20 protein-coding genes are annotated in these 23,483 nt (G+C 48.6%); 9 read left to right on the top strand and 11 right to left on the bottom strand.

Annotated features, from left to right (window positions below):
* The first annotated feature begins 194 nt into the window (after window positions 1-194).
* The 3 genes from ASF12_RS22235 to ASF12_RS22225 all read left to right on the top strand — a co-directional run bounded on the left by ASF12_RS22235 (window position 195) and on the right by ASF12_RS22225 (window position 2,847).
* A complete protein-coding gene (locus ASF12_RS22235) occupies window positions 195-1,514 on the top strand; it encodes a WYL domain-containing protein (RefSeq protein WP_056039673.1) in 1,320 nt (439 codons plus the stop codon).
* Window positions 1,501-2,310: a WYL domain-containing protein gene (locus ASF12_RS22230; protein WP_056039671.1), complete on the top strand. Its 810-nt coding sequence runs from the start codon at window positions 1,501-1,503 to the stop codon at window positions 2,308-2,310. Before ASF12_RS22235 ends, ASF12_RS22230 begins: the two co-directional genes overlap by 14 nt.
* 144 nt (window positions 2,311-2,454) lie before the next feature.
* Window positions 2,455-2,847: a DUF4190 domain-containing protein gene (locus ASF12_RS22225; RefSeq protein WP_056039670.1), complete on the top strand. Its 393-nt coding sequence runs from the start codon at window positions 2,455-2,457 to the stop codon at window positions 2,845-2,847.
* Window positions 2,848-2,945: 98 nt separating this feature from the next.
* On the opposite strand, the gene ASF12_RS35860 is transcribed toward ASF12_RS22225, so the two are convergent.
* The 4 genes from ASF12_RS35860 to ASF12_RS22205 form a co-directional block, all read right to left on the bottom strand.
* Window positions 2,946-3,872: an HNH endonuclease gene (locus ASF12_RS35860; RefSeq protein WP_235533248.1), complete on the bottom strand. Its 927-nt coding sequence runs from the start codon at window positions 3,870-3,872 to the stop codon at window positions 2,946-2,948.
* Between the two features lie 97 nt (window positions 3,873-3,969).
* Window positions 3,970-4,926, bottom strand: coding sequence for a 3'-5' exoribonuclease YhaM family protein (locus ASF12_RS22215; RefSeq protein WP_056039667.1), 957 nt, complete (start codon window positions 4,924-4,926; stop codon window positions 3,970-3,972).
* Complete coding sequence (locus ASF12_RS22210; RefSeq protein WP_056039663.1) at window positions 4,926-5,486, bottom strand: HD domain-containing protein; 561 nt, start codon at window positions 5,484-5,486, stop codon at window positions 4,926-4,928. The genes ASF12_RS22215 and ASF12_RS22210 overlap by 1 nt, the downstream gene beginning before the upstream one ends.
* Window positions 5,487-5,773: 287 nt before the next feature.
* Entirely contained in the window at window positions 5,774-6,484 is a 711-nt protein-coding gene (locus tag ASF12_RS22205; RefSeq protein WP_056039660.1) for an S-layer homology domain-containing protein, read from the bottom strand.
* Between the two features lie 561 nt (window positions 6,485-7,045).
* Between ASF12_RS22205 and ASF12_RS22200 the strand changes: the two genes are divergently transcribed.
* The 3 genes from ASF12_RS22200 to ASF12_RS22190 all read left to right on the top strand — a co-directional run bounded on the left by ASF12_RS22200 (window position 7,046) and on the right by ASF12_RS22190 (window position 11,960).
* A complete protein-coding gene (locus tag ASF12_RS22200; protein ID WP_056039658.1) occupies window positions 7,046-9,922 on the top strand; it encodes a 2-oxoglutarate dehydrogenase E1 component in 2,877 nt (958 codons plus the stop codon).
* Window positions 9,923-9,927: 5 nt separating this feature from the next.
* Window positions 9,928-11,181, top strand: a complete 1,254-nt coding sequence (odhB, locus tag ASF12_RS22195) for a 2-oxoglutarate dehydrogenase complex dihydrolipoyllysine-residue succinyltransferase (RefSeq protein WP_081418964.1) — start codon at window positions 9,928-9,930, stop codon at window positions 11,179-11,181.
* A 305-nt stretch (window positions 11,182-11,486) separates the two neighbouring features.
* Entirely contained in the window at window positions 11,487-11,960 is a 474-nt protein-coding gene (locus ASF12_RS22190) for a C40 family peptidase (RefSeq protein ID WP_056039652.1), read from the top strand.
* Between the two features lie 105 nt (window positions 11,961-12,065).
* Here ASF12_RS22190 and ASF12_RS22185 read toward each other — a convergent pair whose 3' ends face one another.
* From ASF12_RS22185 to ASF12_RS22160, 6 genes are all read right to left on the bottom strand, one after another.
* Window positions 12,066-12,974 (bottom strand): ArsR/SmtB family transcription factor, encoded by a 909-nt coding sequence (locus tag ASF12_RS22185; RefSeq protein WP_056039651.1) that lies wholly within the window; start codon window positions 12,972-12,974, stop codon window positions 12,066-12,068.
* 110 nt (window positions 12,975-13,084) lie between these two features.
* Window positions 13,085-14,593, bottom strand: coding sequence for an arabinosylfuranosidase ArfA (gene arfA, locus ASF12_RS22180; RefSeq protein ID WP_056039649.1), 1,509 nt, complete (start codon window positions 14,591-14,593; stop codon window positions 13,085-13,087).
* 219 nt (window positions 14,594-14,812) lie between these two features.
* Complete coding sequence (locus ASF12_RS22175) at window positions 14,813-16,075, bottom strand: ATP-binding protein (RefSeq protein ID WP_056039647.1); 1,263 nt, start codon at window positions 16,073-16,075, stop codon at window positions 14,813-14,815.
* Window positions 16,076-16,280: 205 nt separating this feature from the next.
* Complete coding sequence (locus tag ASF12_RS22170) at window positions 16,281-17,192, bottom strand: ornithine carbamoyltransferase (RefSeq protein WP_056039643.1); 912 nt, start codon at window positions 17,190-17,192, stop codon at window positions 16,281-16,283.
* A gap of 130 nt (window positions 17,193-17,322) precedes the next feature.
* A complete protein-coding gene (locus tag ASF12_RS22165) occupies window positions 17,323-18,501 on the bottom strand; it encodes an oxalate decarboxylase family bicupin (RefSeq protein WP_056039640.1) in 1,179 nt (392 codons plus the stop codon).
* A gap of 151 nt (window positions 18,502-18,652) precedes the next feature.
* On the bottom strand, window positions 18,653-19,249 hold the full coding sequence (locus ASF12_RS22160; RefSeq protein WP_056039637.1) for a Uma2 family endonuclease: 597 nt from the start codon (window positions 19,247-19,249) through the stop codon (window positions 18,653-18,655).
* A 147-nt stretch (window positions 19,250-19,396) separates the two neighbouring features.
* On the opposite strand from ASF12_RS22160, the gene ASF12_RS22155 reads away from it, so the two are divergent.
* On the top strand, window positions 19,397-20,833 hold the full coding sequence (locus tag ASF12_RS22155; RefSeq protein ID WP_056039635.1) for a SpoVR family protein: 1,437 nt from the start codon (window positions 19,397-19,399) through the stop codon (window positions 20,831-20,833).
* A gap of 660 nt (window positions 20,834-21,493) precedes the next feature.
* Window positions 21,494-21,892, top strand: coding sequence for a RidA family protein (locus ASF12_RS22150; RefSeq protein ID WP_056039632.1), 399 nt, complete (start codon window positions 21,494-21,496; stop codon window positions 21,890-21,892).
* 57 nt (window positions 21,893-21,949) lie between these two features.
* Here ASF12_RS22150 and ASF12_RS22145 read toward each other — a convergent pair whose 3' ends face one another.
* Window positions 21,950-22,366, bottom strand: coding sequence for a hypothetical protein (locus tag ASF12_RS22145; RefSeq protein ID WP_235533247.1), 417 nt, complete (start codon window positions 22,364-22,366; stop codon window positions 21,950-21,952).
* A 279-nt stretch (window positions 22,367-22,645) separates the two neighbouring features.
* Between ASF12_RS22145 and ASF12_RS22140 the strand changes: the two genes are divergently transcribed.
* Window positions 22,646-23,359: an AAA family ATPase gene (locus ASF12_RS22140; protein ID WP_056039628.1), complete on the top strand. Its 714-nt coding sequence runs from the start codon at window positions 22,646-22,648 to the stop codon at window positions 23,357-23,359.
* The last annotated feature ends 124 nt before the right edge of the window (window positions 23,360-23,483 follow it).

Here is a 23,483-nt window from a genome sequence, read left to right as displayed (position 1 = left end):
GTCACTGACGCTCCGTAGCCGCTCTTATGGATCTGATTTTGCCTTAAAAATCCCCCCTCGAACATGGCGAAAGTATTACGACCAGGAAAAATATAACTTTTTTCACGCCTATGGTCTTTTTTGACAACGCTACTAATCCTTCATAGAATAAAACAATAGAAAGCGAGAGTAAGCTGGAAGGCAGGGGACCACCGTTGGCTAAAGAAAGCTTCGATAAAGAGATTCAGTTTCTGCGCATGCTTGTGTTAACAAGCGGAGCCTATAATCGGCAGCAATTCGCAGATCGACTCGGCATCTCCATTCATACATTTGATAAAACGATTAAAAAGCTCAAGGAAATTGTAAACGCCGTCTACCAGCAGCTTCCTGAGGAACAGGGCAAGGAATTTGCAGAGACCGTTCGTTATAGCTATTTTGATTCCGCCGATCCTATGCTGCTCTTTCTATTCCGCGCCAAGTCGCTGAAGGAAACCGAGAGCAAGCGTATTTCCCTGCTGCTGGAGACGCTGCAAAGCGGCAGTGCCATGACCGCCATGGAGCTGATGGACGCTTGCTGCGGCAATATGCCCGCTGAGCTGGCGCCACCGGATGAGAAAACGGTGCGCAGCGATCTGAAATATTTGGAAGAGGTCGGCGTCATCCGCAAAGAACCGGGGCCTCGTCCGTACCGCTACCGGCTGGCAAACGAGCTGGTGCAGGAGCTGACGGAGGAGGAGCTGCTGGATTTATACGATTTTGCCGACGTCATGGCAAATACGCATGTTCCATCCGTGCAGGGCTACATGCTGCGCGACAGCTTGAAAAAACATTTGCAGCGCACGCAGGAGGACAACGCCACGCTGGACGCTTTTTTATATAAATATCACTTTTACTCCCGCCTGCTGGATGAAGCTCATTTATTCAGCCTGCTGGCCGCCATTCGCCAGCGCCGGAAGGTGAAATTTCTTTATTTTTCACCGAAAAAAGAAACCAGCTATGCCTCTCGCAACACGAACCCTTTGTTCGAGCGCGATACAACGGGCAAGGAAGAGGTCGCCATTCCGATTAAAGTCGTATATGACCACCAGTATGGACGCTGGTATTTGCTCGGCTTTCGTTCAGACAAAGTTATTGTGAAATACAGGATGGAGGGCATGACGCAAATTGAGGAGGGCGAGGCTGTGCCGCAGGAGCAATTTGAGCAGCATTTGGCACAGCTCGAAGCGCGCACGGCGCAAAGCTGGCTCATTGATACGGGAAGAACCGTTACGGTGCGTGCCCGTTTCTTTCACCCTGTAGGGGCACCGCACAACTTCATTAAGGAACGCGTGTTGCTGCAAGGCCAGTGGGGACGCATTATCGAGGAGGCTGGCGTAGATTCCTTCATATATGAAATCGAAGTGAACGGCACGTTCGAAATCAGGCCTTGGCTGCGCAGCTTCGGTTCAAGCTGCGAGGTGCTGGAGCCTCTCCGTTTGCGCAATGAGATGATTGACGAATGGAAGGAGATTGCTGGTTACTATGAATCCGTTTGAGAAAATATTCAACTATCAGCTCATGTCCCGCCTTGAAGACTCCGGCACCTTTATGGTGACGGGGAATGAACGAAGCTGGCTCAAGGCGATGCTGCAGCATCCTGAAGCGGTGCAGGCTTTTGCGCCCGGAACACTCGCGAAGCTTGAAAGCCTGCTTGAGCAGGACAGCGTTATGGAAACAGCCGGTCCGCTCATTCAGAAAGCCGCCAGCAAAGAGCTGCAAGTGTACCACCCGCTGCTGCGCCAGCTTAGACGCTCAATTATGCATCGCAACCAAATCAAGCTGAGCTACATGATCAAAAACGGCAGACAGCACGAACAACAAGCCGGCGTGCCCTATAAGCTGGAATATTCCATGGTGAAAAAAGAATGGTATTTGCTCTGGTATCACCAGCGCCACAGGACATTAATGAGCACGAAGCTGCAAACGATTCTCGCCATTCAAGATATGCCTTGTGAGCCTGAGCGTTATGTACAGCTTTCCGCCTCTATTGAGGCGCTGCTCACTAAGCGCAGCACGAGTGCAGTCATTCAGGTTATGGAAACGTATAATGCGGAGCTGTCGCGAATTTTGTACGCTTTTTCCTGCTTTGAGAAGGTTGTGTCCTACGATGACCAGCTCAACCGTTATACGATTAAGCTGACGTTTCCAAGTAATGAAGCAGAATATGTTTTGTCAAAAATCCGCTTCCTCGGCAAGCGAATTAAAGTGACCGAAGGCGATTATTTGCAGCGCCGCATGCGTGAGGCATCGTCCCTTGCGCTCGCAAGATATGGAGCGTCGCCAGATCAGTAAGCACTCCAAATCGTTCGATTGGTTCAAAAAACGGATTAGATGTCCCTCTCTTTACCAAGTAATGTATAGCCTTCGGGTAAAAAGAGACGTATAATAATGGAAACCCTGATTTCATCATATTTCCAAGCTTAGGAGGAACCATCCTTGAACGACTATAACAATGGGCATAATTATCAAAACCATGCGCCATTTCAGCCCCCATTCCAGCCACCAGTGCAGAAGACGAACGGTGCTGCAATTGCCGCGCTCGTGTGCGGCATTACATCCTTCATCCCGTTCATCGGTATACTATTAGGCATTGTCGCTGTCGTAATGGGCATCGTTTCGCTTAACCAAATTCCAAAAACGCGAGAGCAAGGACGCGGCATGGCGATAGCCGGCCTCATTTGCGGAGCTATTAGCCTATTCCTCAGCTTGCTGGTGTTTTTACTTTTTATAATTGGCATCATGAGCTACGAGGACAGCATGTATAACTATGGCTGGAACGAAGGCTACTACAATGCCTCGATCCAGCTTGTCAACGCACTGAACTTGTAGAAGCTGTTCCACGTCTAACTTTTTCCTACACAAATAAGCGCCAACATACCGTGCAGCATGGCTGCCCGCTCGTATGTTGGCGCTTTTTGTTAATGGGACTATACTTCCCGCATAAAATCCTCCAGGTTTTTGTCTGCCTTCGACTGGTTGCACATATGGCAAGCGCAAACACAATTGTCCGGCGTCGTATGGCCGCCCTTGGCGCGCGGAAGCATATGGTCGATCGTATCGCCATACTGCTTGCAGAAAAAGCAAGTATAATTATCCCGCGTTAAAATATATTTACGAAAATCTTTATTGCTGAATAGCCTGCGAATCGTCCGGCGATTCACGACAACGGCGGCATGCTCGTTAACGAGTATAACGGCCAGCTCCAGTTCAATTTCCTGATACCACTGCCTGCCCTTGTCGGTTTTGCCTCTCATCCATACCGTGCCTTGCCCGGAAGGACGCAAATAGGCAGGGTCCGTCGGCGAATGATTAGACGGCTTCGGCAAAGGACGCTGCTTCGGCGAGCGGGCAGCCGTCTTCGCCCGCGGCGCCTTCTTCTCCAGCTTGCGAACGACGCCTGGCCTGCTAATTGCGCCGGCTTCCTGCACCACTGCCGCCACTGCTGAATCCGCTCCTGGCGGCTGGGCGCCTGCTCTCGGGGCAGCTGCGCTGGCTTTCGCCGCTTCCCTGCCGCCCGTTTCCTTCGCCGCTTGCTCAGCTGCGGCGGCTACTGCCGCTGCGGCCTTCGCCCGCCTTCTTCTCCCGCCGCGCTTCCGGCGGGACTTCTTCTGGACGCCAGCAGCCGCCGCTTCCAGCCTAGACTCATCCGCGGCGCCTGCTTGTACAACTGGCGCCTCCACAACAGCTGCTGGCGCGGCCTGCGAGCTCGCCCGTTCTTTCCTGCAGGAGCGGCAGGCGCCGCGCCGCGAGTCAGGGCCCGAGCGCCGGCCGGTACGGCGCAAAAAATCGCCAAGCGGCTTGTCTTCGTTACAGTACGCGCACTGCTTAATCGGCGTTTGTATGATTTCTGCCATTGGTATTGAACGGGCCTGGCAAGCATGAGCCTGCGTACCCGTTATTGTCACCTCAAATTTTTATAGATATGTTTGTTCCCTGTTATTCTAAGCAGAGTTACAGCTTCATCCGATAAATAGGCTTATTTTCGAGCCCGCGAATAAAGGGTGTCCACGGTTCCGTGTCCGGCGTCGTGTCCAGCGCATCCTCGACCATTTGCAGCTTGGCATCCATGGCATCAATATGATGCAGCGCGACCGCTTCTGCTGTCTGAGGCTGCACCGGGCTGCCCCATTCACCCAAATTGTGATGGGAGAGCACCAAATGCTGCAGACCGAGCACCTTTTCCGACTCCAGATCAATGTCGCAGCGAATAGCCGCTTCCGTAATCCAGTTGGATGCGAGCGAAATATGCCCCATCAGCTTGCCAGACAGGCTGTATTCGGATACGATCCCTAGCTGGGCAACCATCTCCTCCGGCTTCGCAATATCATGCAGCACAATGCCTGCCTTGATTAAATCGGCATTCAAGAATGGACGCTGCTTGCAAATAAAAGCGCCTATTTCCAGCATCCGTACAATATGATAAGCAAGACCGGCAAAATAAGCGTGATGATGCGTTTTCGCAGCCGGATAATGCATCAGTCTGTCCTCGACCTTATCAACGCAATACGTGACGATGGTTCTAATTTCCTGATCAGCAATGCTCTCCGTTACCTGTTTAATCGTATGCACGAGATCGACTGGACGAACCGGCGCCGAGCGGATGAAATCCGTCAGCGCTACCCCGTCCTCTTCCGTAACCTTGCGCATGCGCGAAATTTTTATTTGCAGCTTCTCCCGGTATGTATGAGCGTTGCCTTGGATTTTTACCAATCCCATTGGGAAAAAGGTTTCCTTATCCGCACTCGATACGTCCCAATATTTAGCGGAAAGCTGGCCGCTGGCATCGCATAATACGATGTCAAAATAATCTTTCGGCGTTGCCCCGTTCGTCTGCTTCACTTCCAGCTCTCTAAGCAAATAAAATCCGGTAAAATCGTCTCCGCTCACCAGTTGGTTAATCAATGTCATTATGCCCTGTCCCCGCTTTCCCTTTGACCAAACATCGCCTCAATTTTTTGATTTAAAACGTCCAGCAGCGGAAAGCTGCCTTCATGGCCAAGGCTGTCCGCCACCGCCTTGTAATACCATTCCTGCTGCTCCCTGCCGCGGTTGAAGCGTTCCCATACCTTCTCGCCCTCCCGCTCATAAGCGGCAAGCGTCGAGCCCATATTATGCAGCTTATCTGCGCAGGCTACCGTCTTGATGTCTAGCGGCGCCTTTTTCAAATAATCCAGTTTATATTGCTTGCGCTCTTCCCAAGACAAGGATTTGTCGGGCTCCGTACAGCCGACGACAATTCGCGTCACTTCCGGGCCAAAAAGCTCCAGCAGCGCTTCCTCCGTCGCCTCCGTATCTTCGAGCGTATCATGCAAAATGCCCGCAGCCACCCACTCCGCTTGGCAACCCGCCTCCATTAATATCATACCCACACCGAACGGATGTGAAATATAAGGAATATTTGACCCTTTGCGAAGCTGATTCCCATGCAGCACCGCTGCATAATCAATTGCTTTTTGAATCAGGCTCATGAATGTACACCTCCAGGTTCAAGATCGTCCTGCTTTTATCTATAGATGCATCGTGATTTCACGCAAGCTGCTTTTGATTTTTTATGTTTGAAAAGCCGGAGTTATTCAGATAAATTCCCTACAACTTTAGTCTAGCATCTTCCTGTATATGCAAACAAGCACGCGTTTAGGCCTGAACCAAAAAATCCGTCAATAAAACAGCGTTTTCATGGCATAAACGAAAAAAAACCTCCGAACCCGCTACTTACAGTAGGGTTGGAGGTTTCTATGCTGCATTTAAACGTTTATTACTGTGCTGGCTTTACCCCTTGCTCTTCTAGAGATTGGTCACCAGTCTCTCCTTCAAGCTGCTCGTTATGTTCCTTAATAAATTGATGCGCATTGTACAGCATCGCTGTGGATTCAGCACGGTTTAAAATTTGCTGTGGATGGAATTCGCCTTTATCATCCAATGCAGTAAGCTTGTATAGCAAAGCGCGCTGAATGGTGCCTTGATATTCAGTCGTAATGTCGCTCTCGTCCGAAATGACGACATACATTTTGATCAGCGGGTATTGTCCGGTCTTTTCCAGCGCCTGCACGAGGTAATGCGTGAACTGCTCGCGTGTCATTGGGGCATTCGGGTCAATATCAGCTGGAATGTCGAGTTCGTTGTAGTGCGCGATGATGAAGCTGTCCGCGTACCAGGCATTATTTTTCACATTGCTAAAAATGCCTTCTGCTTCTGGAGCTTTATTAAATGAAATGGCGGCAAGGCTAATTTGCGTCGTCTTTACAATAAGCGAAATACCTTGTGCATTTGTTAAGTTTTCTTCCGGCTGGAACAGCGATTGCGATACGCCATTTACAATTCCGAGCCCTTGAAGCGTCTCAATTTGCGCCTTTTGCGGGGAGGTTGCGATATCCGTAAATGAACTTGCTGCGAAAGCCTGACCTGTCAGCGCTACCGATAGAGCCACGGCAGCAGAAATAGATGCTGTTGCGATACGTTTCTTCATTAGAATCAATCTCCTTTAGTTGTTGAACGCGTTCTATTCCTATAAACGATGCCTGTTTCAAAAAGGTTGCAGCCTCTTCCTTTCGCTTTGAGCCATTATCCCCTTAGCTCAGAAACAGCTCGCCGCTTGCAGCACAAGCAGCGCAAACCATCCAAAACGCCTAAACGCCATCTGAAATAAAGCTCTGATGAGATAGTGATACGTTAATAAAAATTTACATCGTTCCACCCTTTTCTGAGCTAAGGAGATAACCGGCAAAAGAGAAATTTACCGCTGCCCCTAAGAATGGACAATTGAAACTTTAGGCAGGCTGCTTCGTATAAATTGAAAGGGCATACATTTTTTGCTCAAAGCCCTTAACAATCGGTTTTGAATAACCGATAAATGGGAGAGACTGAGAAGATGGACTAGCGGCTCACCGATTGATCTATTTTCAAGATAGTTATGATACATAATCGTTATTTAAGTTTCCATGTCGTTCTGTACTATAATGAAGTCATATGCTAGTTCTGATTCCGTCCATAAACTTACAAAATTCAAAGACGGAGGTATCTGTCGAAAATGTCGATTGGCAATGAAACTAACCCAAACCCGTGGGAAGGCTATTATGGCCCCAACTATGGGTACATCCAAGAACAATATGAGCTATTTAAACAAAACCCTGAAACCGTAACATCTGAATACCGCGATTTATTTGCTCGCTTTGGCGAGCCGCCTGCTTATGCAGCAGGTCAAACTGCCGCTGCACCTCAAACGGTGGGCGCTGCTTCAATCGATGCGAAAACGCTTCAAAATTTGGTCGCTGCCGGCAAGCTTGTATGGAACATTCGCGCTTTCGGTCATTTGGCGGCTGATATTGATCCGCTCGATATCGGGCCTAAATCAAATACGAAGATGCTAAGCCCGGAAACGTATGGCATCACTCAGACGGATCTGCTGGCTCTGCCTGCTGAGCTCGTATGGACGAATGCCCCTTCCGATGTTGCTAATGCATGGGAAGCCATCCAGAAGCTGCTTAAAGCTTACACAGGTACGCTTGCTTTCGAATTCAGCCATGTGCATGATGAAGCGGAGCGTGCTTGGCTCAAGAAGCGCGTTGAGCGCGAGCTGCCTTCTGCTGCACTCAACAAGGAAGAACGCAAGAAGCTGCTCGTCAAGCTATTCGAAGCAGAGCAATTTGAAGATTTTCTGCAGCGCACCTTCGTCGGTCAAAAACGGTTTTCCGTTGAAGGCAACGACGTGCTTGTAGCCATAGTCGATGAATTGGTTCACGAGCTGTCAAATGACGGTGTGAGCCAAATTGCGATGGGCATGGCACACCGTGGGCGCCTTAATATTTTGGCGCATGTACTGGGCAAGCCTTATACCAAAATCTTCTCCGAGTTCTACAACTCGCCGAACAAGAAGCTTATTCCGTCCGAAGGCTCGATCGGCATCAACTACGGCTGGACTGGCGATGTGAAGTACCACTTGGGCGCCAATCGTTCGTTCAAGACTGGCGAAACGGTTGAAACTCGCATTACGCTTGCGAACAACCCGAGCCATCTTGAATTCGTCAACCCGGTTGTCGGCGGCTTTGCTCGTGCAGCACAGGATGATCGCAGCAAGCCTGGTTATCCGGTAACGAACCTGGACGCAGCTGCTTCTATTGTTATGCATGGTGATGCGGCATTCCCTGGCGAAGGCATCGTAGCGGAAACATTGAATATCGCTCAGCTGAGAGGCTATACCAGCGGCGGTACGCTTCATGTGATCGTCAACAACCGCATTGGCTTTACTACAGAGAGCCATGATTCCCGTTCGACGCAATACGCAAGCGATGTGGCTAAAGGCTATGAAATTCCAATCGTGCACGTTAATGCTGATGATCCTGAAGCTTGTATTTTTGCAGCGCGGATGGCCAGCGAATACCGTACTCTTTTCAAGAAGGATTTCCTAGTTGATCTGATTGGCTACCGTAAATATGGACACAATGAGACGGATGATCCGGAAACGACTCAACCTCTTATCTATAAGAAAGTACGGGCTCACGCAACGGTAAGCAAAATCTACTCTGATAGACTGATTGCAGCTGGCGCTATTACAGAAGCTGAAGTAGCGGAGCTTAAGCAAGGCGTAGTAGACCGCCTGAAATCTGCTTATGACGAAGTGAAGGCACGTGATGGCCAAGAGCCTGTTCATCAGACACAAGGACTGCAAGGAGAAAAGGATAACACGACTTCCGTTTCCCCTGTATCCATTGAAACCTTGCAATCGATTAATACCGAGCTGCTTCGTTTCCCTGAAAGCTTCACTGTATATCCGAAGCTGCAGAAGATTTTGGAGCGCCGCACAAATGCATTGAACGAAGGCGAGAAGCTTGATTGGGGCCATGCGGAGACGCTTGCCTTTGCTACGATTCTCGCTGACGGCAAGCCGATCAGACTTAGCGGCCAAGATGTCGAGCGCGCTACATTTGCTCACCGCAATCTCGTGCTGCATGATGCTGAAACAGGCGAAACGTTCTGCCCGCTGCACCAAATGCCGCAGGCGAAAGCATCGTTCGCCATCCATAACAGCCCGCTTTCCGAAGCTGCTGTTCTAGGCTTTGAATATGGCTATAACGTACACGCGCCGGAAACGATGGTTATTTGGGAAGCGCAATATGGCGATTTCACCAACGTCGCGCAAGTGCTTATTGACCAGTTCATTTCCGCAGGCCGTTCGAAATGGTCGCAAAAATCCAGCATCGTTATGCTGCTGCCGCATGGCTATGAAGGTCAAGGACCTGAGCATTCCAGTGCGCGTCTGGAGCGTTTCCTGCAGCTGTCAGGCGAAGAAAACTGGACGGTTGCCAACTTGACGAGCGCTGCGCAGTATTATCATATTTTGCGCCGCCAAGCTTCCATTACGGAAAGCGAAGCTGCACGTCCGTTGATTATTATGGCTCCTAAGAGCTTGATTCGTAACCCGCGCGTCGCTTCCAGCGCTTCCGAGCTTAGCAATGGCTCGTTCAAGCTGGTCGTTGAGCAGCCGAACCTCGGCAGCAAGCCGGAGCGCGTAGAGCGCCTGATTTTGTGCACAGGCAAGATTGCAATCGATCTGGAAGATGCAATCGAGAAGGAGCAAGGGAAAGACCTGGATTGGCTGCACATTATTCGTGTCGAGCAGCTGTATCCTTTCCCTGAGAAGGAAATTGCTGAAATTCTCGCCCGCTTCCCTCAACTGAAGGAAATTGTGTGGGTTCAAGAAGAGCCGAAAAACATGGGCTCGTGGCATTATGCCGATCCGCGCATCCGTGCGATTGCGCCAGAAGGTACAAGCGTAAGCTACATTGGACGCCCAGAGCGTTCCAGCACAGCGAGCGGCTTCCAGCAAGTACACGCTTTTGAGCAGCAGCATATTATTTTGCAAACATTGAAACATAGTCCGTCATTGACATACAACTCAGGGAGGTAGCCACTGTGCAACAAATTATAGTACCCGCAATGGGAGAATCGATTACGGAAGGCACGATTTCCAAGTGGATTGTTAAGGTAGGAGATTCGGTTAAGCAAGGCGATGTGCTGCTGGAGCTTGAGACAGATAAAGTCAACATCGAGATCAGCGCCGAGCAGGATGGCACGATTCAAGAGATTACACGCAGCGAAGGCGATACCGTTCAAATTGGCGAAGCTATTGGCTCCATTGCAGCAGGCGGAGCGGCTCCGTCCTCCCCTGCTGCTGAGCCAGCGAAAGCAGCTCCTGCTGTTGAAGCAGCTGCTCCAGCGCAAGCGGCACCTATTGCGCCTCCTGCAGCAGAAGCAGACAGCAAAGGCGGTCAAGTTGCCGCTTCCCCTGCTGCAAGAAAGCTTGCAAGAGAAAAAGGAATCGACCTGACGCAGGTTCAATCCCGCGATCCGCTTAGCCGCGTTAGCTCCGATGATGTTCGCTCGCACGGCACTCAGCCGGCAGCGCCGCAAGCACCGGCTGCTCCTGCTGCTAAAGCGCCAGCTGCACCTAAATTCCAATCGGCTAAGCCTTACGAGCGCAAAAAAATGTCGCGTCGCCGGGCAACGATTGCGAATCGCCTGGTTGAAGCTCAAAGAACAGCAGCTATGCTGACAACGTTCAATGAAGTGGATATGACCGCAATTATGGACATCCGTAAACGCCGGAAACAATCGTTCTTGGACAAGCATGAGGTTGGTCTTGGTTTTATGTCCTTCTTCACGAAAGCTGTCGTTGGCGCACTGAAAGAATTCCCGCTGCTAAACGCTGAAATTGAAGGCGAAGATATTATTGTGAAGCAGTTCTACGATATCGGTATTGCCGTATCAGCTAAGGAAGGTCTTGTTGTTCCGGTTGTCCGTGATGCAGACCGCCTGAGCTTCGCTGAGATCGAACGCTCGATCGTTGACCTTGCTGGCAAAGCCCGTACGAACTCGCTCGGATTGTCTGATCTGCAAGGCGGTACATTCACAATTACGAATGGTGGCACGTTCGGCTCGCTGCTGTCCACGCCAATCATTAATGCACCGCAAGTTGGTATTCTGGGCATGCACAAAATTCAGCTTCGTCCAGTTGCGATCGACGCTGAGCGCTCTGAGAACCGTCCAATGATGTACATCGCCCTTTCCTACGATCACCGCATCGTAGACGGCGCTGAAGCGGTACGCTTCCTCGTTAAAGTGAAAGCCATGCTTGAAGACCCAGAAACGCTTCTGCTTGAAGGTTAATAAGCAGAACTGGTGAACGAATAAAGGAAAACACGCATAACCCCCATGACCTTAAAGGTCCTGGGGGTTATTTTTTACTTACAAAAAATAACTAATGAATGCGTAATCATTCATTTCCCTTCTCATTTTAGCCTGGAATTGAATGAGAAGTTTCTCATCTATTTTTAACAATTGGTATCAAAACACCATTAAATCTAGTTTTATGGTCTCAGAGGAAATTACTCTCAATTTTAATTGTGGTATTGTATAGCTATAAACATATGAATAGACAAGCTATCAACCCAGAGAAGAGAGGCATTCACATCATGAAAAAACTTCGTTTTGGCAAAATGGCTGCATCCCTTGCACTTGCCGCATCACTTACTTTATCTGCTGTTCCTTTTACACAAGCACCGGCAGCTTATGCGGCATCCGCTTCCACCCAATCCAAAATCGTGTCAGTGGCAAAAGGCTTTATGGGAACTCCTTATCAATTCAGCGCTCCCACTAGTTCGACTCGCGTTTTTGACTGCTCTTCCTTCACCAAATATGTTTTTGCTAAGGTTGGCGTTTCTTTGCCTAGAAGCTCGAAGGATCAATCGAAAGTCGGTTCGTTCGTATCTCGAAGCAATTTGAAGGTTGGCGATCTCGTTTTCTTCTATTCCCCTATTCATCACGTCGGCATTTATATCGGCAATAATCAGATCATTCATACATACGGCGCTCCTGGAGTGACCGTTACGAGTTTAAGCTCCAGCTGGTGGAGCAAAAATTACGCAACTGCACGTCGCGTGCTTTAGCACAAGTTTGTTCTAACTCACACAAACGCCTCTAATAATAAAAGCCGTATCGCAATCGTCAGCGTTTCCCCCAACCTGACTGCGATACGGCTTTTATTCATTTGCTTATTCCTCGTAATAAACCCGAAACATCATATCCTGATTGTAATTGCCAAAGCCTTTGCCATACAGGGTAAGGCCGCCTACATGCGCAGCATCCTTATCTACCGCGATACGCAGCGTCCAGTGATTGCGATCCAGTGTAATCTGCTGCACGCTAGTGTCGCTTACCTGCTGCCCATCTACAAAGGTGCCATCCTCCTGCACGCGAATGACTTTGAGCAAGCCATATTGATTCAGGTTGCTATGCCACCAGGAAGGAGAAAACTTGCCGCGGGTACCCCCGTAATCACCAGGGCTTGTCCACTTGCCAATGGTCGTTCCATTCAGGCTGAAGCTGATATCAGACAGCCAGTTCGGATTATAGCCTGGAGCCTCGGAGCCCAGCTCCAGCACAAGCTCGAATGCGCTCGGGCGCTGCCCCGGCAGCAAATAATTAGGGATTTTATATTCGACGTATCCTCGGCCAAACCATAAAATGCCCGCATTCATCCGCTCCGGCTCTAGAAAAAAGCGCGGGTCATCGAATTGGCCAATGGCCTTCTCCACCGTCGCGATGCCGCAGGTCGGATGCACTTCATATTCGGTGTAATGTCCGATCGGCACTGAGCTTTCATGCATTTTTTTCACTTCGCGTGTATGGTGGGGCAGCTCGATTTCTATATGCTGCTCAGCGAGCGTACATATTTTATGTGTGCCTCCCTGCTTGCGCACCATCTTCGTCTCAATGAGATGCGCCTTCTCAAGCTTGCGGATATGCATTGTTACAATCGCGCTGCTGAGCCCCAGCGCCTCTGCAAGCTCTTTGACATTCATCGGGCTTACTGCCAGCAAATCTATAATATGAAGCCGCACATGGCTCGACAGCGCCTCATAGAGCGGCAGCCAAGCTATATCTGTATTGGCTTTAATCATTGTGTTCCCCCTCCTTCCTCTTATCATCGCATAAAATGAAACGAGAGGGAACAACCGCCTGATTAGCCCGTCTCACCCGAGCTAAGCCTGCGATTGTTCCCCATTAGCCTTTACAGTTTAATTCGAATGACATTCCATGACGCTTTGTTCAGTACAGCTTGGATTTGGCCTTTATCCGTTAATGTCGCGCTGCCATTCGTGTGCGGCGTTACGCGGTTAGGCGCATCTGCTGTATTGGAAGCGGACAAATCCTCATTTTCCAAAACAATATGCTCCAAAATGCGTCCTTGACCGAAGCTGCGCAGGTCGATATCGAACGAAATGCTTTCTTCCAGATGACGATTCACCGCAAAAACGGTAACCTCTTGCTTCTCTTCATTATGCACCGCTACAGCTTCAATATAAGGCACATCTGTAAAATCTTTAGTGTCATGCTTAGGCGAGCTCATGAGCGGCACTAGCACCTCGCCTCTGCCAAACAGGCTTGCGTGCATATACGGATAATAAATCGTCTGCTTCCATGCGTCTCCGCCGTTCGTCGTCATAATAGGAGCGATGACATTGACGAGCTGCGCGATACAAGCCATCTTCACTCGATCGGTACGCTTGAGCAGGCTGATCAGCATACAGCCAACGACCAGCGCATCCTCCTGCGTATAAATATCTTCCAGCTGTGGAGGGGCAATTTGCCAAGGATCAAGCTTTTTGTCCGATTCATTGGAATGGAACCACACGTTCCACTCATCGAAGGAAAGGTTGATCTTTTTCTTGCTGCGTTTCTTCGCCTGTACGAAGTCAGCTGTCGAAATGACCGTATTAATGAAGGAGTCCATTCCCACGGATTGCGCAAGGAAATTCGCCGTATCCTTCTCGCGGTTGCCGTAATACTGATGCAGTGAAATATAATCCACGTCATTATAAGCTAAATCAAGCACCGTCGCTTCCCAATCCGGGAAGGTCGGCATGCCGATCGCTGAGCTGCCGCAAGCGACAAGCTCGATCGTTGGATCAACCCAGCGCATAACCTTTGCAGTCTCGCTGGCGATACGTCCATACTCGACGGCGGTTTTAGCGCCGATCTGCCAAGGGCCGTCCATTTCATTGCCGAGGCACCAGGTTTTGACGTTGTGCGGCTCCTTGTAGCCGTGCTGCACGCGCAAATCGCTCCAATACGTGCCTGACGGGTGATTGGAATATTCGAGCAGGTTGCGCGCCTCATCAGGGCCTCTCGTCCCCAAATTGACCGCCATCATCGCGTCCGTATTCGCTTTGCGGCACCAGTCCATAAATTCATTAAAGCCGATCCAGTTCGGCTCAATGGTGCGCCAAGCAAGCTCCAAACGCCGCGGACGCTGATCAAGCGGGCCTACGCCATCCTCCCAGTTGTAGCCTGAGACGAAGTTGCCGCCGGGATAACGCACAATCGGCACATCCAGCCCTTTTACAAGCTCCAGCACATCGGAGCGAAAGCCCTGTTCATCCGCCTGCGGATGGTCCTTTTCATAAATACCGCCATATACTGCCCGGCCCAAATGCTCGATAAACGAGCCATAAATTCTTTTATCGACTTCACCTACTACAAAATCCTTATCAACGATCAGCTTTGCTTGTTTGGACATGTTCAGCTCACCTCATAAGATTAATGTTTTTATTAACCGACTAATAAAATTACAATGTATAATTTCATTAAACACTATGCAGCAGCAGAACGCAAGCACGAATTCATAACGCTTCCAACCTTTTTGTCCCTATGAAAAAACGGTTGAAAGAGCTGCCTTCGCAGCCTCCTTCAACCGTCTTTATCCGTTATTCGCTTCCTGCCAAACTTGCTTGCTTCATCATTCAGGAGCAGCAGCCCGCTCGAGCTGAAGCTCGCATATCGTGCCTTGATTCATTTTACTGTGGAAAAAAATTTTGCCGTTCATTTCCTTGACCATATTCATGACAACCATTAGCCCGAGCCCGGTGCCGCGCTCCTTCGTCGTATAATAGGGCAAGCCTAACCGCTTAACCTGGGAGCGATTCATCCCGCAGCCCGTATCGCGGACGAGAATTTGAATTTTATTGCGCACCAGCTCGGTCTGCACCGTCAGCTTGCCTCCTTCAGGCATAGCCTCAATGCCGTTTTTCATGATGTTGAGCATACACTGCTGAAATTTCTTGACCTCGCCGCAAATAATGAGCGGCTCCTTCGATAAATGATACACCTCAACGGATATGTTCGACAGCGCCGAATAAGGCTTCAGCCAAGGAATGACTCCGTCGATTTCATCCTTCACATTCAGCAGCCGCTGCTCTTCTTCACTAGGCTTCGAAAAATTCAAATAGTCGGTAATAATGGCATTGGCATGATCGATCCCTTCAAAAGCATAGGTGCGGTAGCGCTCGAACGTCTCGCGGTCGAGCGGCTCCTTGCTCATCAGTTGCAGAAAGCCTCGCGTCGTAGTAAGCGGGTTGCGGATTTCATGCGAAATAGAGGCAGCGAGCTGGCCAACGATTTGATTTTTTTCGGAGATGATGAGCATTTGCTCGTACCATTCACGATTTTTCACATTAAAATAAATAAAGCTGATCAGCAACGATGAAAAAGCCGCCCCAACAGCAATTATACTGAGCTGCAGCACATTTAAAGCATGTCCAAGCGCTAGAGAAACACCAATATAAGCCAGCATGTATAACAAGACTAGGAACAGATTAACAACGCTTAGCTTCTGCTGGGTATTTGGCTTTATTTTAAAATGGAACAGCAATCCTGTCAGCAGCAGCACAGTGATAGCTATTCCTGTTGGCAGCCAGTGGTTGCCATAGAGCAAAGTACCGCCAAAGAATAACACCATTCCCGTAACTACGCCTTGGAGCAATCCTTCATAAAGCACAGCGAGCGCCAGAGAGACGGAGGTCAGATGCAGCGCATAGACAAGGGAGTCAATTTCCTCCAAGCTCAGGAATACCGTTGTAAATACGACGAGCAGTCCCAAAAAAAGCAGCCTCCGCTTCAATGTAGAGGCCAGCGATCTAGGGGTAAAAACAATAAACATGAGTGCAGCCGCCATAATATACAACAGCCCGTGAACGATTGATTCTAACGTAAGATGAAGCACAATTTTATCCTCATACTCTCTCTCATATAATAATTTCTTACAAAAATTGTATTTAAAAATTTGATAAGATCACAATTTTATATTACTATACATAACCTTTCATTGCCAATGGCAGCTTGTTTCAATTACAAAAAAATCCGGCTCGCCAGCAGGATATGCCCTTCAACTTTATTTGAAGGCATGTCCCGCTGGCGAAGCCGGAAACTTATGGAAGGAGATGAAGCAGCAGCGCTTTTTGAGCATGCATCCGATTTTCCGCCTGCTGGTAAATGACCGAATGCTCCGATTCTACCAGCTCCTCTGATATTTCAAAGCCCGGATGAATCGGCATATCATGCATAATGTAAGGCGTACAGCCCGCAAGAGTGCTGCTGTTTAATTGATACGGAAGCATCACCTTAATTCGGCGCCGCTTCTCCTCCTGATAAAATTCCTCTTGATAAAACTCCATATCAATCCATGTATCTGTATATACAAATTGTGATTGTGCGGCTGCATCCTGCAAGCTGTCGAGCCGTTCCACCCAGCCGCTTTGCAGCGCGTTATCCATCAGCAACTGATCCCACGATGGTTCATTAATGATCGGAGTAACAAGCAGCAGCTTAATGCCGAGCAGCATGCAGCCTTCCACAAGCGAATTGGCCACATTGTTGTGAATCCCCACATAGGTGAGCGTTACACCAGAAAACGTACCCGCCACCTCATAGATCGTCATCAGATCAGCCAGAGCCTGGCATGGATGATATTTGTCACAGCAGCCATTGATGACCGGGACGGTTGCATAACGTGCCAGCTCCAGCAAATCGACATGATTTTTGAGCCGCGCCATAATGATATCGCTGTTTCTTGAGACGTAGCGCGACTCGTACTGAATGGGCGACAGGCTGAAGTTACTGCTGTTCCAGTCCATCGGAACGACATAGCCGCCAAGCTGGTTCATGCCGGATTGAAACGAAAGATTCGTCCTTGTTGAGCTTTTTTGAAAAAGCATCAGCAGCCCCTTATTGTCGGCCGCCTTGCTGTAGGCTTGCGGATTGCGCTTTATTTCAACCGCCTGTTCAATGATACTCTGAAGCTGCTCCTTCGTTATGTGCTCAAAAGATAAAAAATGCTGCAAGCATAACACTCCTTTGTGAATAAATATTCATAAATTTGAATTATTATTCATAATAGCGAGTTTGCTTGCTTTTGTCCAGCCTCTTCCATAGACCAAGCTCAACCGGACATAGTCCAGCCCTAGTCCGACTTTAAAAGCCGGGATATTTGACCACTGGCCATTTCTCTTTGCGCAGCTTGGATACAAACGCGTCCCCTACGTTGAGATTGCTTTTTACAAGCTCGGTTGGAGTGAGCGCCATCCATTGATTAAGGGAAACGTCGGCGAAGCGGTCGCTTTTGAACATTTCCAGAAACCATAAAGTTGTGTTTCCGGTATTTTGCACATAATGACCGCAGGCAAACGGCACATATCCCACATCGCCAGCCCGCACATCATACGTTCGTGCATTTCCATTGCCGGTAAATACAGTCATTCGGCCTTGGCCCGATAAATAATATTGCCACTCGTCGTTATTCGGATGCCAATGGAGCTCGCGCATAGCGCCAGGCTTAATTTCTACAAGTGCTGCTGCAATCGCTTTGGATGCTGGAAAGTTGGATGAATCGACGATTCTTACACTGCCTCCTGGCGTAAAGATAGGCGTCTGCTTCAACAACTCAAACTTAAAGGACTGCGGGATTGTTCCGTATGGAGATTCTACCTTTTGACTCTCTATTGAACCGGGAACCGCGCCTTTATAAATATAAACCTGATCATCGGGAATATGGTCAAACTCACTAACAGGTACGCCAAAATTGGCCGACAGCACTTCCTTCGGCGTATGGGCAAACCAATCGGAAATCGACAAGGTGTTTAAATCCGAGAAATTCCCATCGTCAAACACGAGCAGAAACTCGCAGCCCCCTTCCAGTCCTTGAATGGAATGAGGAATGCCCGGTGGAAAATACCACAAGTCGCCCGGCCCGATATCAGCTATGAAATTTTTTCCGTTCTGGTCCACCGCTGTAATCCTCGCATTTCCAAGCAGCATGTAGGACCATTCTGCCTGTTGATGCCAATGCATTTCTCTGACCCCGCCCGCTATTAGCGACATATTGACACCTGCCAGCGTTGTCGCAATCGGCAGCTCTCGAGCCGTTATCTCACGGGACCAGCCCCCTTGATTCAACTGCATATGGACATCCGAAAATGAAAATTTCATATTGGGAACGAGACCTGCATCCGTTACAGGCGGAACTAGCATATCCGGATTTTCCAAATCCCGCATCACATCGCGCGGCCCTAAATCCGGACCTCCAGCACCGTCACTCCGAATCGGCTGAGGGATGTGCGGGTATTTGGGTCTCGTATTTTCAGATTCGCTCATTAATGACCATCCTCCTGTACATAGGTAGACTGCACCAGCAGTCACTATCTGCCAATATATGCTTGGAGACTGAAATTATGAGTTTTTCAATAAAATCGCTGTAGGCAAAAAAAAACCGGCTAGCGCAGCTCCAACCGGTTTTAACTATAAATTACTCCATATGAAACAGCTTGTTCATCGGCACTTGTAAATCTTTAAAGACACTGGACTGAACCACTTCCTGCTCCGTAAACAAATGACGCACCTGATAGCTGCCGTCCTGCAGCGCATAAACATGAACCGTCCGGTTTCCCGGGTCGACAATCCAATATTCCTGCACCCCAAATTTTTGATAGAGATTGAACTTTTCATTAAAGTCCTTCAATGCGGTTGATGGTGACAGCACCTCAATGATTAATGCGGGAGCACCATTACAACCCCTCTTTGAAATTTGGTCCTTGGAACAAACGACTGAAAGGTCCGGCTGCACGATATGATCAGGTGATTGAAAATCCCCGCTTTCACTGAAAAACACATCAAAGGGTGCCATAAATACATAGCAGTTCCGATTTTGAAAAAACGTACGAAGGGCAAAATAAAGCTCCCCGACAATATATTGATGCAGCGAGGTCGGAGCCGGAGACATATTAAAGACTTTCCCATCAATAAGTTCCCATGATCCATCCCAAGTTAGCCAATCCTCGTAGGTATGCGTTTTTTTCTCATCCGGATGTGACAAGATACTCGCCCCCTCAACTAAAACGTTCATTATATCTTTCCTATATTAGTATTGTAGCATGTTCCCGGCTCTAACCAAAATCCATCTTTACAAGCATCTCCCCCTTCCCGTCATAAACTTGGCCCACTGCACATACCTATGGTATGAACGGTATTATCAAGTACGGGGGGATGGCTGATGAACCAGGATGAGATCCGCGCATTGGAGCGGTCCATCGATGAAATTACGGAAATCGCTCAAGGCTTTGGCCTCGATTTCTACCCGATGAGGTATGAGATTTGCCCAGCCGACATTATTTATACGTTTGGCGCTTACGGCATGCCGACGCGCTACAGCCACTGGAGCTTTGGGAAAACCTTCAACAAAATGAAGATGCAATATGATTTTGGCCTTAGCAAAATTTATGAGCTCGTCATTAACTCCAACCCCTGCTACGCCTTCCTGCTGCAGGGCAATTCACTTATTCAGAACAAGCTGATCGTCGCGCACGTACTCGCCCATTGTGATTTTTTCAAAAATAACGCTCGTTTCAGCACTTCCAACCGCAATATGGTCGAGAGCATGTCCGCTACAGCTGAACGCATTCAGCAATATGAAATGGATTATGGCCTGGAAGCCGTCGAAAAATTTATCGATGCCGTGCTTGCCATTCAGGAGCATGTGGACTCCGCGATTATTAAGCCATACCAGCTCGATAAAACCCGTTATATTGAAATGCTGACGACGGAGCAGAACCGTTCGGTCATCACGGCTATCCCTTCCGAATACGAGGATCTATGGGGGCTTGACCCGGATGATGCCAATCGTCAGGATCAAACGCCGCCGCCAAAACATTTTCCGCCAGCACCGGAAAAGGACTTGATCTGGTTTATTGAGGAGTACTCGCCTCAGCTTACGGACTGGCAGCGCGATATTATGTCGATGATGCGCGATGAGATGCTTTATTTTTGGCCGCAGCTGGAAACGAAAATTATGAACGAAGGCTGGGCGTCGTACTGGCATCAGCGCATTATTCGCGAGCTTGACCTGACAAGCGAGGAAACGATTGAATTTGCCAAGCTGAACTCCTCCGTCGTCGTGCCTTCCCGGCATACGCTGAATCCGTATTATTTGGGGCTGAAAATTTTCGAGGATATTGAGAAGCGCTGGGATAAGCCAACGATAGAAGAGCAGCGGCGCTTCGGGCGCGTACCGGGCAAAGGCCGGGAAAAAATGTTCGAGGTGCGCGAGCTCGATTCGGATATTTCGTTTCTCCGCAACTATTTGACCAAGGATTTGGTCAAGGATTTGGACCTGTATGTTTTCGAGAAGAAGGGGCCGGAGTGGAAAATAACCGATAAATCGTGGGAAAATATCCGCGACCAGCTTGTTTACTCTAAAGTAAACGGCGGCTTCCCCAGCCTCTTCGTCACAGATGGCGATTTTAACCGTGTAGGCGAGCTCTACCTGCTTCACAAGTACGAGGGCATGGAGCTCGATCTGAAATATGTTGAGCGCACGCTGCCGCATGTCGTCCATCTCTGGGGCAAATCGGTCCATCTCGAAACCGTCGTCGAGGACAAAAAGATCGTATTCAGCTGCGACGGCAAAAAAACGAGCCGCAAGTTTGTGTAACTTAATGGCGCTTAATGGCGTTTAATGGCGTTTGGGAGCAAAAAGGCGAGAAGCTGCTTTGGGGCAGCTTCCCGCCTTTTTTTATAAATTGAAAGCTCAGTCCGACCGCGCGTCGGCTCTCCCCTATTTCCTCTGCCCCTATCTATACCTATCCCCATAACCAGAACTTTCTCTTTCTCTTTCTCTTTCTCTTTCTCTTTCTCTTTCTCTTTCTCTTACCTATTCGTTTTGCTTTTGCAGGTTATCCCCTTAGCTCAGAACGAGCGTCGCTCCTTACATCGGAGATAAAAAACCTTTCTCGAGCAGGCCATTAACCTATTTGTAATTATCCTATTCGCGTTTCTGAGCTAAGGGGAACCCTCCCCCTCTGTAGCCCTCTATTATTCCGGATTTATTAAACAGCAGATAGATTGATTTGGCTTTAGAGATCACTGGAATTTGACTTCGTATTTTGTTTCGCTTAAACTTTACCATAGATTACATCTTCCTAATTTTAAGAGAAAGGAGTGTCCGTTCATGAAGAAACGATCCTTGCATTTCATATCCTCTGGCTACGGATACTCGACTGCTGTTTTTTTCTAAAATCCATTTAACGGGTGAAGTGTACCCAAAAGGATTGGTTGAAAATGGCAGAAATCTTAAAATGAGAGGCGAAGATACATGAATAATTTAGGGATCACTAGAAAAAATCCAGCAGGAATGCCCAGTCCAGTAGGGAATTACAGCCACCTTACAAAAATTCCGAGAAACGCTGAGCTGTATGTTACTTCTGGCCAAATCGGAACAGACCAAAACGGCAGCATTCCAAACACGTTGAATGAACAAATCAACAATACGTTTGCAAATATCAACATTTTACTGAACTCCGAACAATTAACCTCCGATCATATTATTAAGGTGAACATATGGGCCACTGAAAAAATAGACTGGGAGCATCTCTACGAAAAATGGGCGGAACTTTTTGGCATTCACTATCCATCTATGACGATTGGTTATCTTTCGGAATTAGGGCTGCCAGAAATAAAAATAGAAATTGAACTATGGGCGGCTAAAGCTTAAAAACAGCAGCAGCAGACTAAGGCTATACTTAGTCCGCTGCTGTTTTCTTATATTTGATTAGGGTAATTCCGCTTTTTGCCGTAATGACTCCAAATAACCTTTGTTTTGCAGCACTCGGGGATCCTCTGGACGGAAAGTTCGGTCAGCCTCATTATGCCGATAGGCCAGCTCGTATTCACCTAGACGAGCGTAGCAGACGCATAGCTGAAGATGCGGCAGCCAGGTGGAGCAGGCCATATTGACAAAGCCCAGCCGTTGGTCGGACTGCCCACGCTCAATTGCGAGGTTATACCAGAAACCAGCCGTCTCGAAATCTTTTTGCTGCAAAAAATAATACCCTAGCCGGCAGCAAAATTCCGCCCGCGGACTGCCATATTGAAACGATCTTAATATCGATTCAAGCTCCCGCTCTGTATCTCCAAGCCGGTTAGAGCAATCCGCCAGCTTGCCGCATGTCGTAGCATTATCCTCCACCCACCCTTCGCCCATCGTAAGAAATTTTTCATAATACAAAATCGCTTGTTCATATTTCTCGTGGTAAGGCTAATATGGGTAACGGCACTATCGCTGCTTTCAATGCTTCCCCACACCTCCAAATACTCTTGCACCTCTATTAGGTCATATGTTTGCCAGACCTTGGACTATCACAATAAGTCGCAAATTGCTCCTCTCCCTTCCCACTCCACATGCGCACAAACATTCCACATGTTAAAATAAAAAAAACGACCTCTTCTGCCAAAGGAGCTGAACGCCTTGTATTTACGGAGTGCAGAGCTGCTCAAGGAGCGCATTCCCAATTACAGCAAGTATCCCTTTTCCATTCCTGTCATCCAGTCAATGAGCAAGCTTCATTTCCATACCCATATCACCTTCTTTGTAGGCGAAAATGGTTCCGGCAAGTCCACCTTTCTAGAAGCTATAGCCTATCAATGCAGCTTTAACACTGCTGGCGGAGGGCGCAACAACAGCTACGACGTAGATGCCTCTGAATCTGCACTAGGTCCCTACGTTCGGCTTTCCTGGATGCCCAAGCTCACGAACGGCTTTTTTCTGCGCGCAGAAACGTTTTACCAATTCGCCTCTTACCTCGATACAGTGCCTGAAAGCTTGCCCTATTACGGCGGCAAATCGCTGCATGAGCAGTCGCATGGCGAAGCCTTTCTATCGTTGTTCAAGCACCGTTTTGGCAAAAAAGCGATCTATTTGCTCGACGAGCCCGAGGCCGCGCTTTCTCCTGCCCGTCAGCTCGCGCTGCTTCGCGTCATTAAAGATTTGGAGCGCGATGCCCAGTTCATTATTGCGACTCACTCGCCTATTTTGCTTGGATATCCGAACGCGCAAATTTACAATTTTGACGCCAAGCCCGTTGAAGAAATTCGCTACGAGGACACAGCACATTACCAGCTAACTCGACGCTTTCTCGAAAACAGAAAAAATGTATTGAACGAGCTGTTCAGCAACGACTAGCAACTCTTTCAATATTCCTTACATAAACTTAACACTATATGTACTGGTTTTCTTACGCGAATCTATTTCTATTATTTAGAAAAAATAGTACAATTGCCTTGTGCTTCCAAACAAGGAAGCCACT

This window comes from Paenibacillus sp. Leaf72, assembly GCF_001422685.1.
Taxonomy (GTDB): domain Bacteria; phylum Bacillota; class Bacilli; order Paenibacillales; family Paenibacillaceae; genus Pristimantibacillus.
This window is presented reverse-complemented; position numbering and strand designations above follow the sequence as displayed.

Bases quoted from the DNA above. Each gene is read 5' to 3' on its own strand.
- ASF12_RS22185 (WP_056039651.1), bottom strand. From the start codon at position 12,974: ATGATTAAAGCCAATACAGATATAGCTTGGCTGCCGCTCTATGAGGCG.
- ASF12_RS22215 (WP_056039667.1), bottom strand. From the start codon at position 4,926: ATGACATTGATTAACCAACTGGTGAGCGGAGACGATTTTACCGGATTT.
- ASF12_RS22150 (WP_056039632.1), top strand. From the start codon at position 21,494: ATGAATAATTTAGGGATCACTAGAAAAAATCCAGCAGGAATGCCCAGT.
- ASF12_RS22165 (WP_056039640.1), bottom strand. From the start codon at position 18,501: ATGAGCGAATCTGAAAATACGAGACCCAAATACCCGCACATCCCTCAG.
- ASF12_RS22205 (WP_056039660.1), bottom strand. From the start codon at position 6,484: ATGAAGAAACGTATCGCAACAGCATCTATTTCTGCTGCCGTGGCTCTA.
- ASF12_RS35860 (WP_235533248.1), bottom strand. From the start codon at position 3,872: ATGGCAGAAATCATACAAACGCCGATTAAGCAGTGCGCGTACTGTAAC.
- ASF12_RS22160 (WP_056039637.1), bottom strand. From the start codon at position 19,249: ATGAACGTTTTAGTTGAGGGGGCGAGTATCTTGTCACATCCGGATGAG.
- ASF12_RS22200 (WP_056039658.1), top strand. From the start codon at position 7,046: ATGTCGATTGGCAATGAAACTAACCCAAACCCGTGGGAAGGCTATTAT.
- ASF12_RS22210 (WP_056039663.1), bottom strand. From the start codon at position 5,486: ATGAGCCTGATTCAAAAAGCAATTGATTATGCAGCGGTGCTGCATGGG.
- arfA (WP_056039649.1), bottom strand. From the start codon at position 14,593: ATGTCCAAACAAGCAAAGCTGATCGTTGATAAGGATTTTGTAGTAGGT.
- ASF12_RS22230 (WP_056039671.1), top strand. From the start codon at position 1,501: ATGAATCCGTTTGAGAAAATATTCAACTATCAGCTCATGTCCCGCCTT.
- ASF12_RS22155 (WP_056039635.1), top strand. From the start codon at position 19,397: ATGAACCAGGATGAGATCCGCGCATTGGAGCGGTCCATCGATGAAATT.
- ASF12_RS22190 (WP_056039652.1), top strand. From the start codon at position 11,487: ATGAAAAAACTTCGTTTTGGCAAAATGGCTGCATCCCTTGCACTTGCC.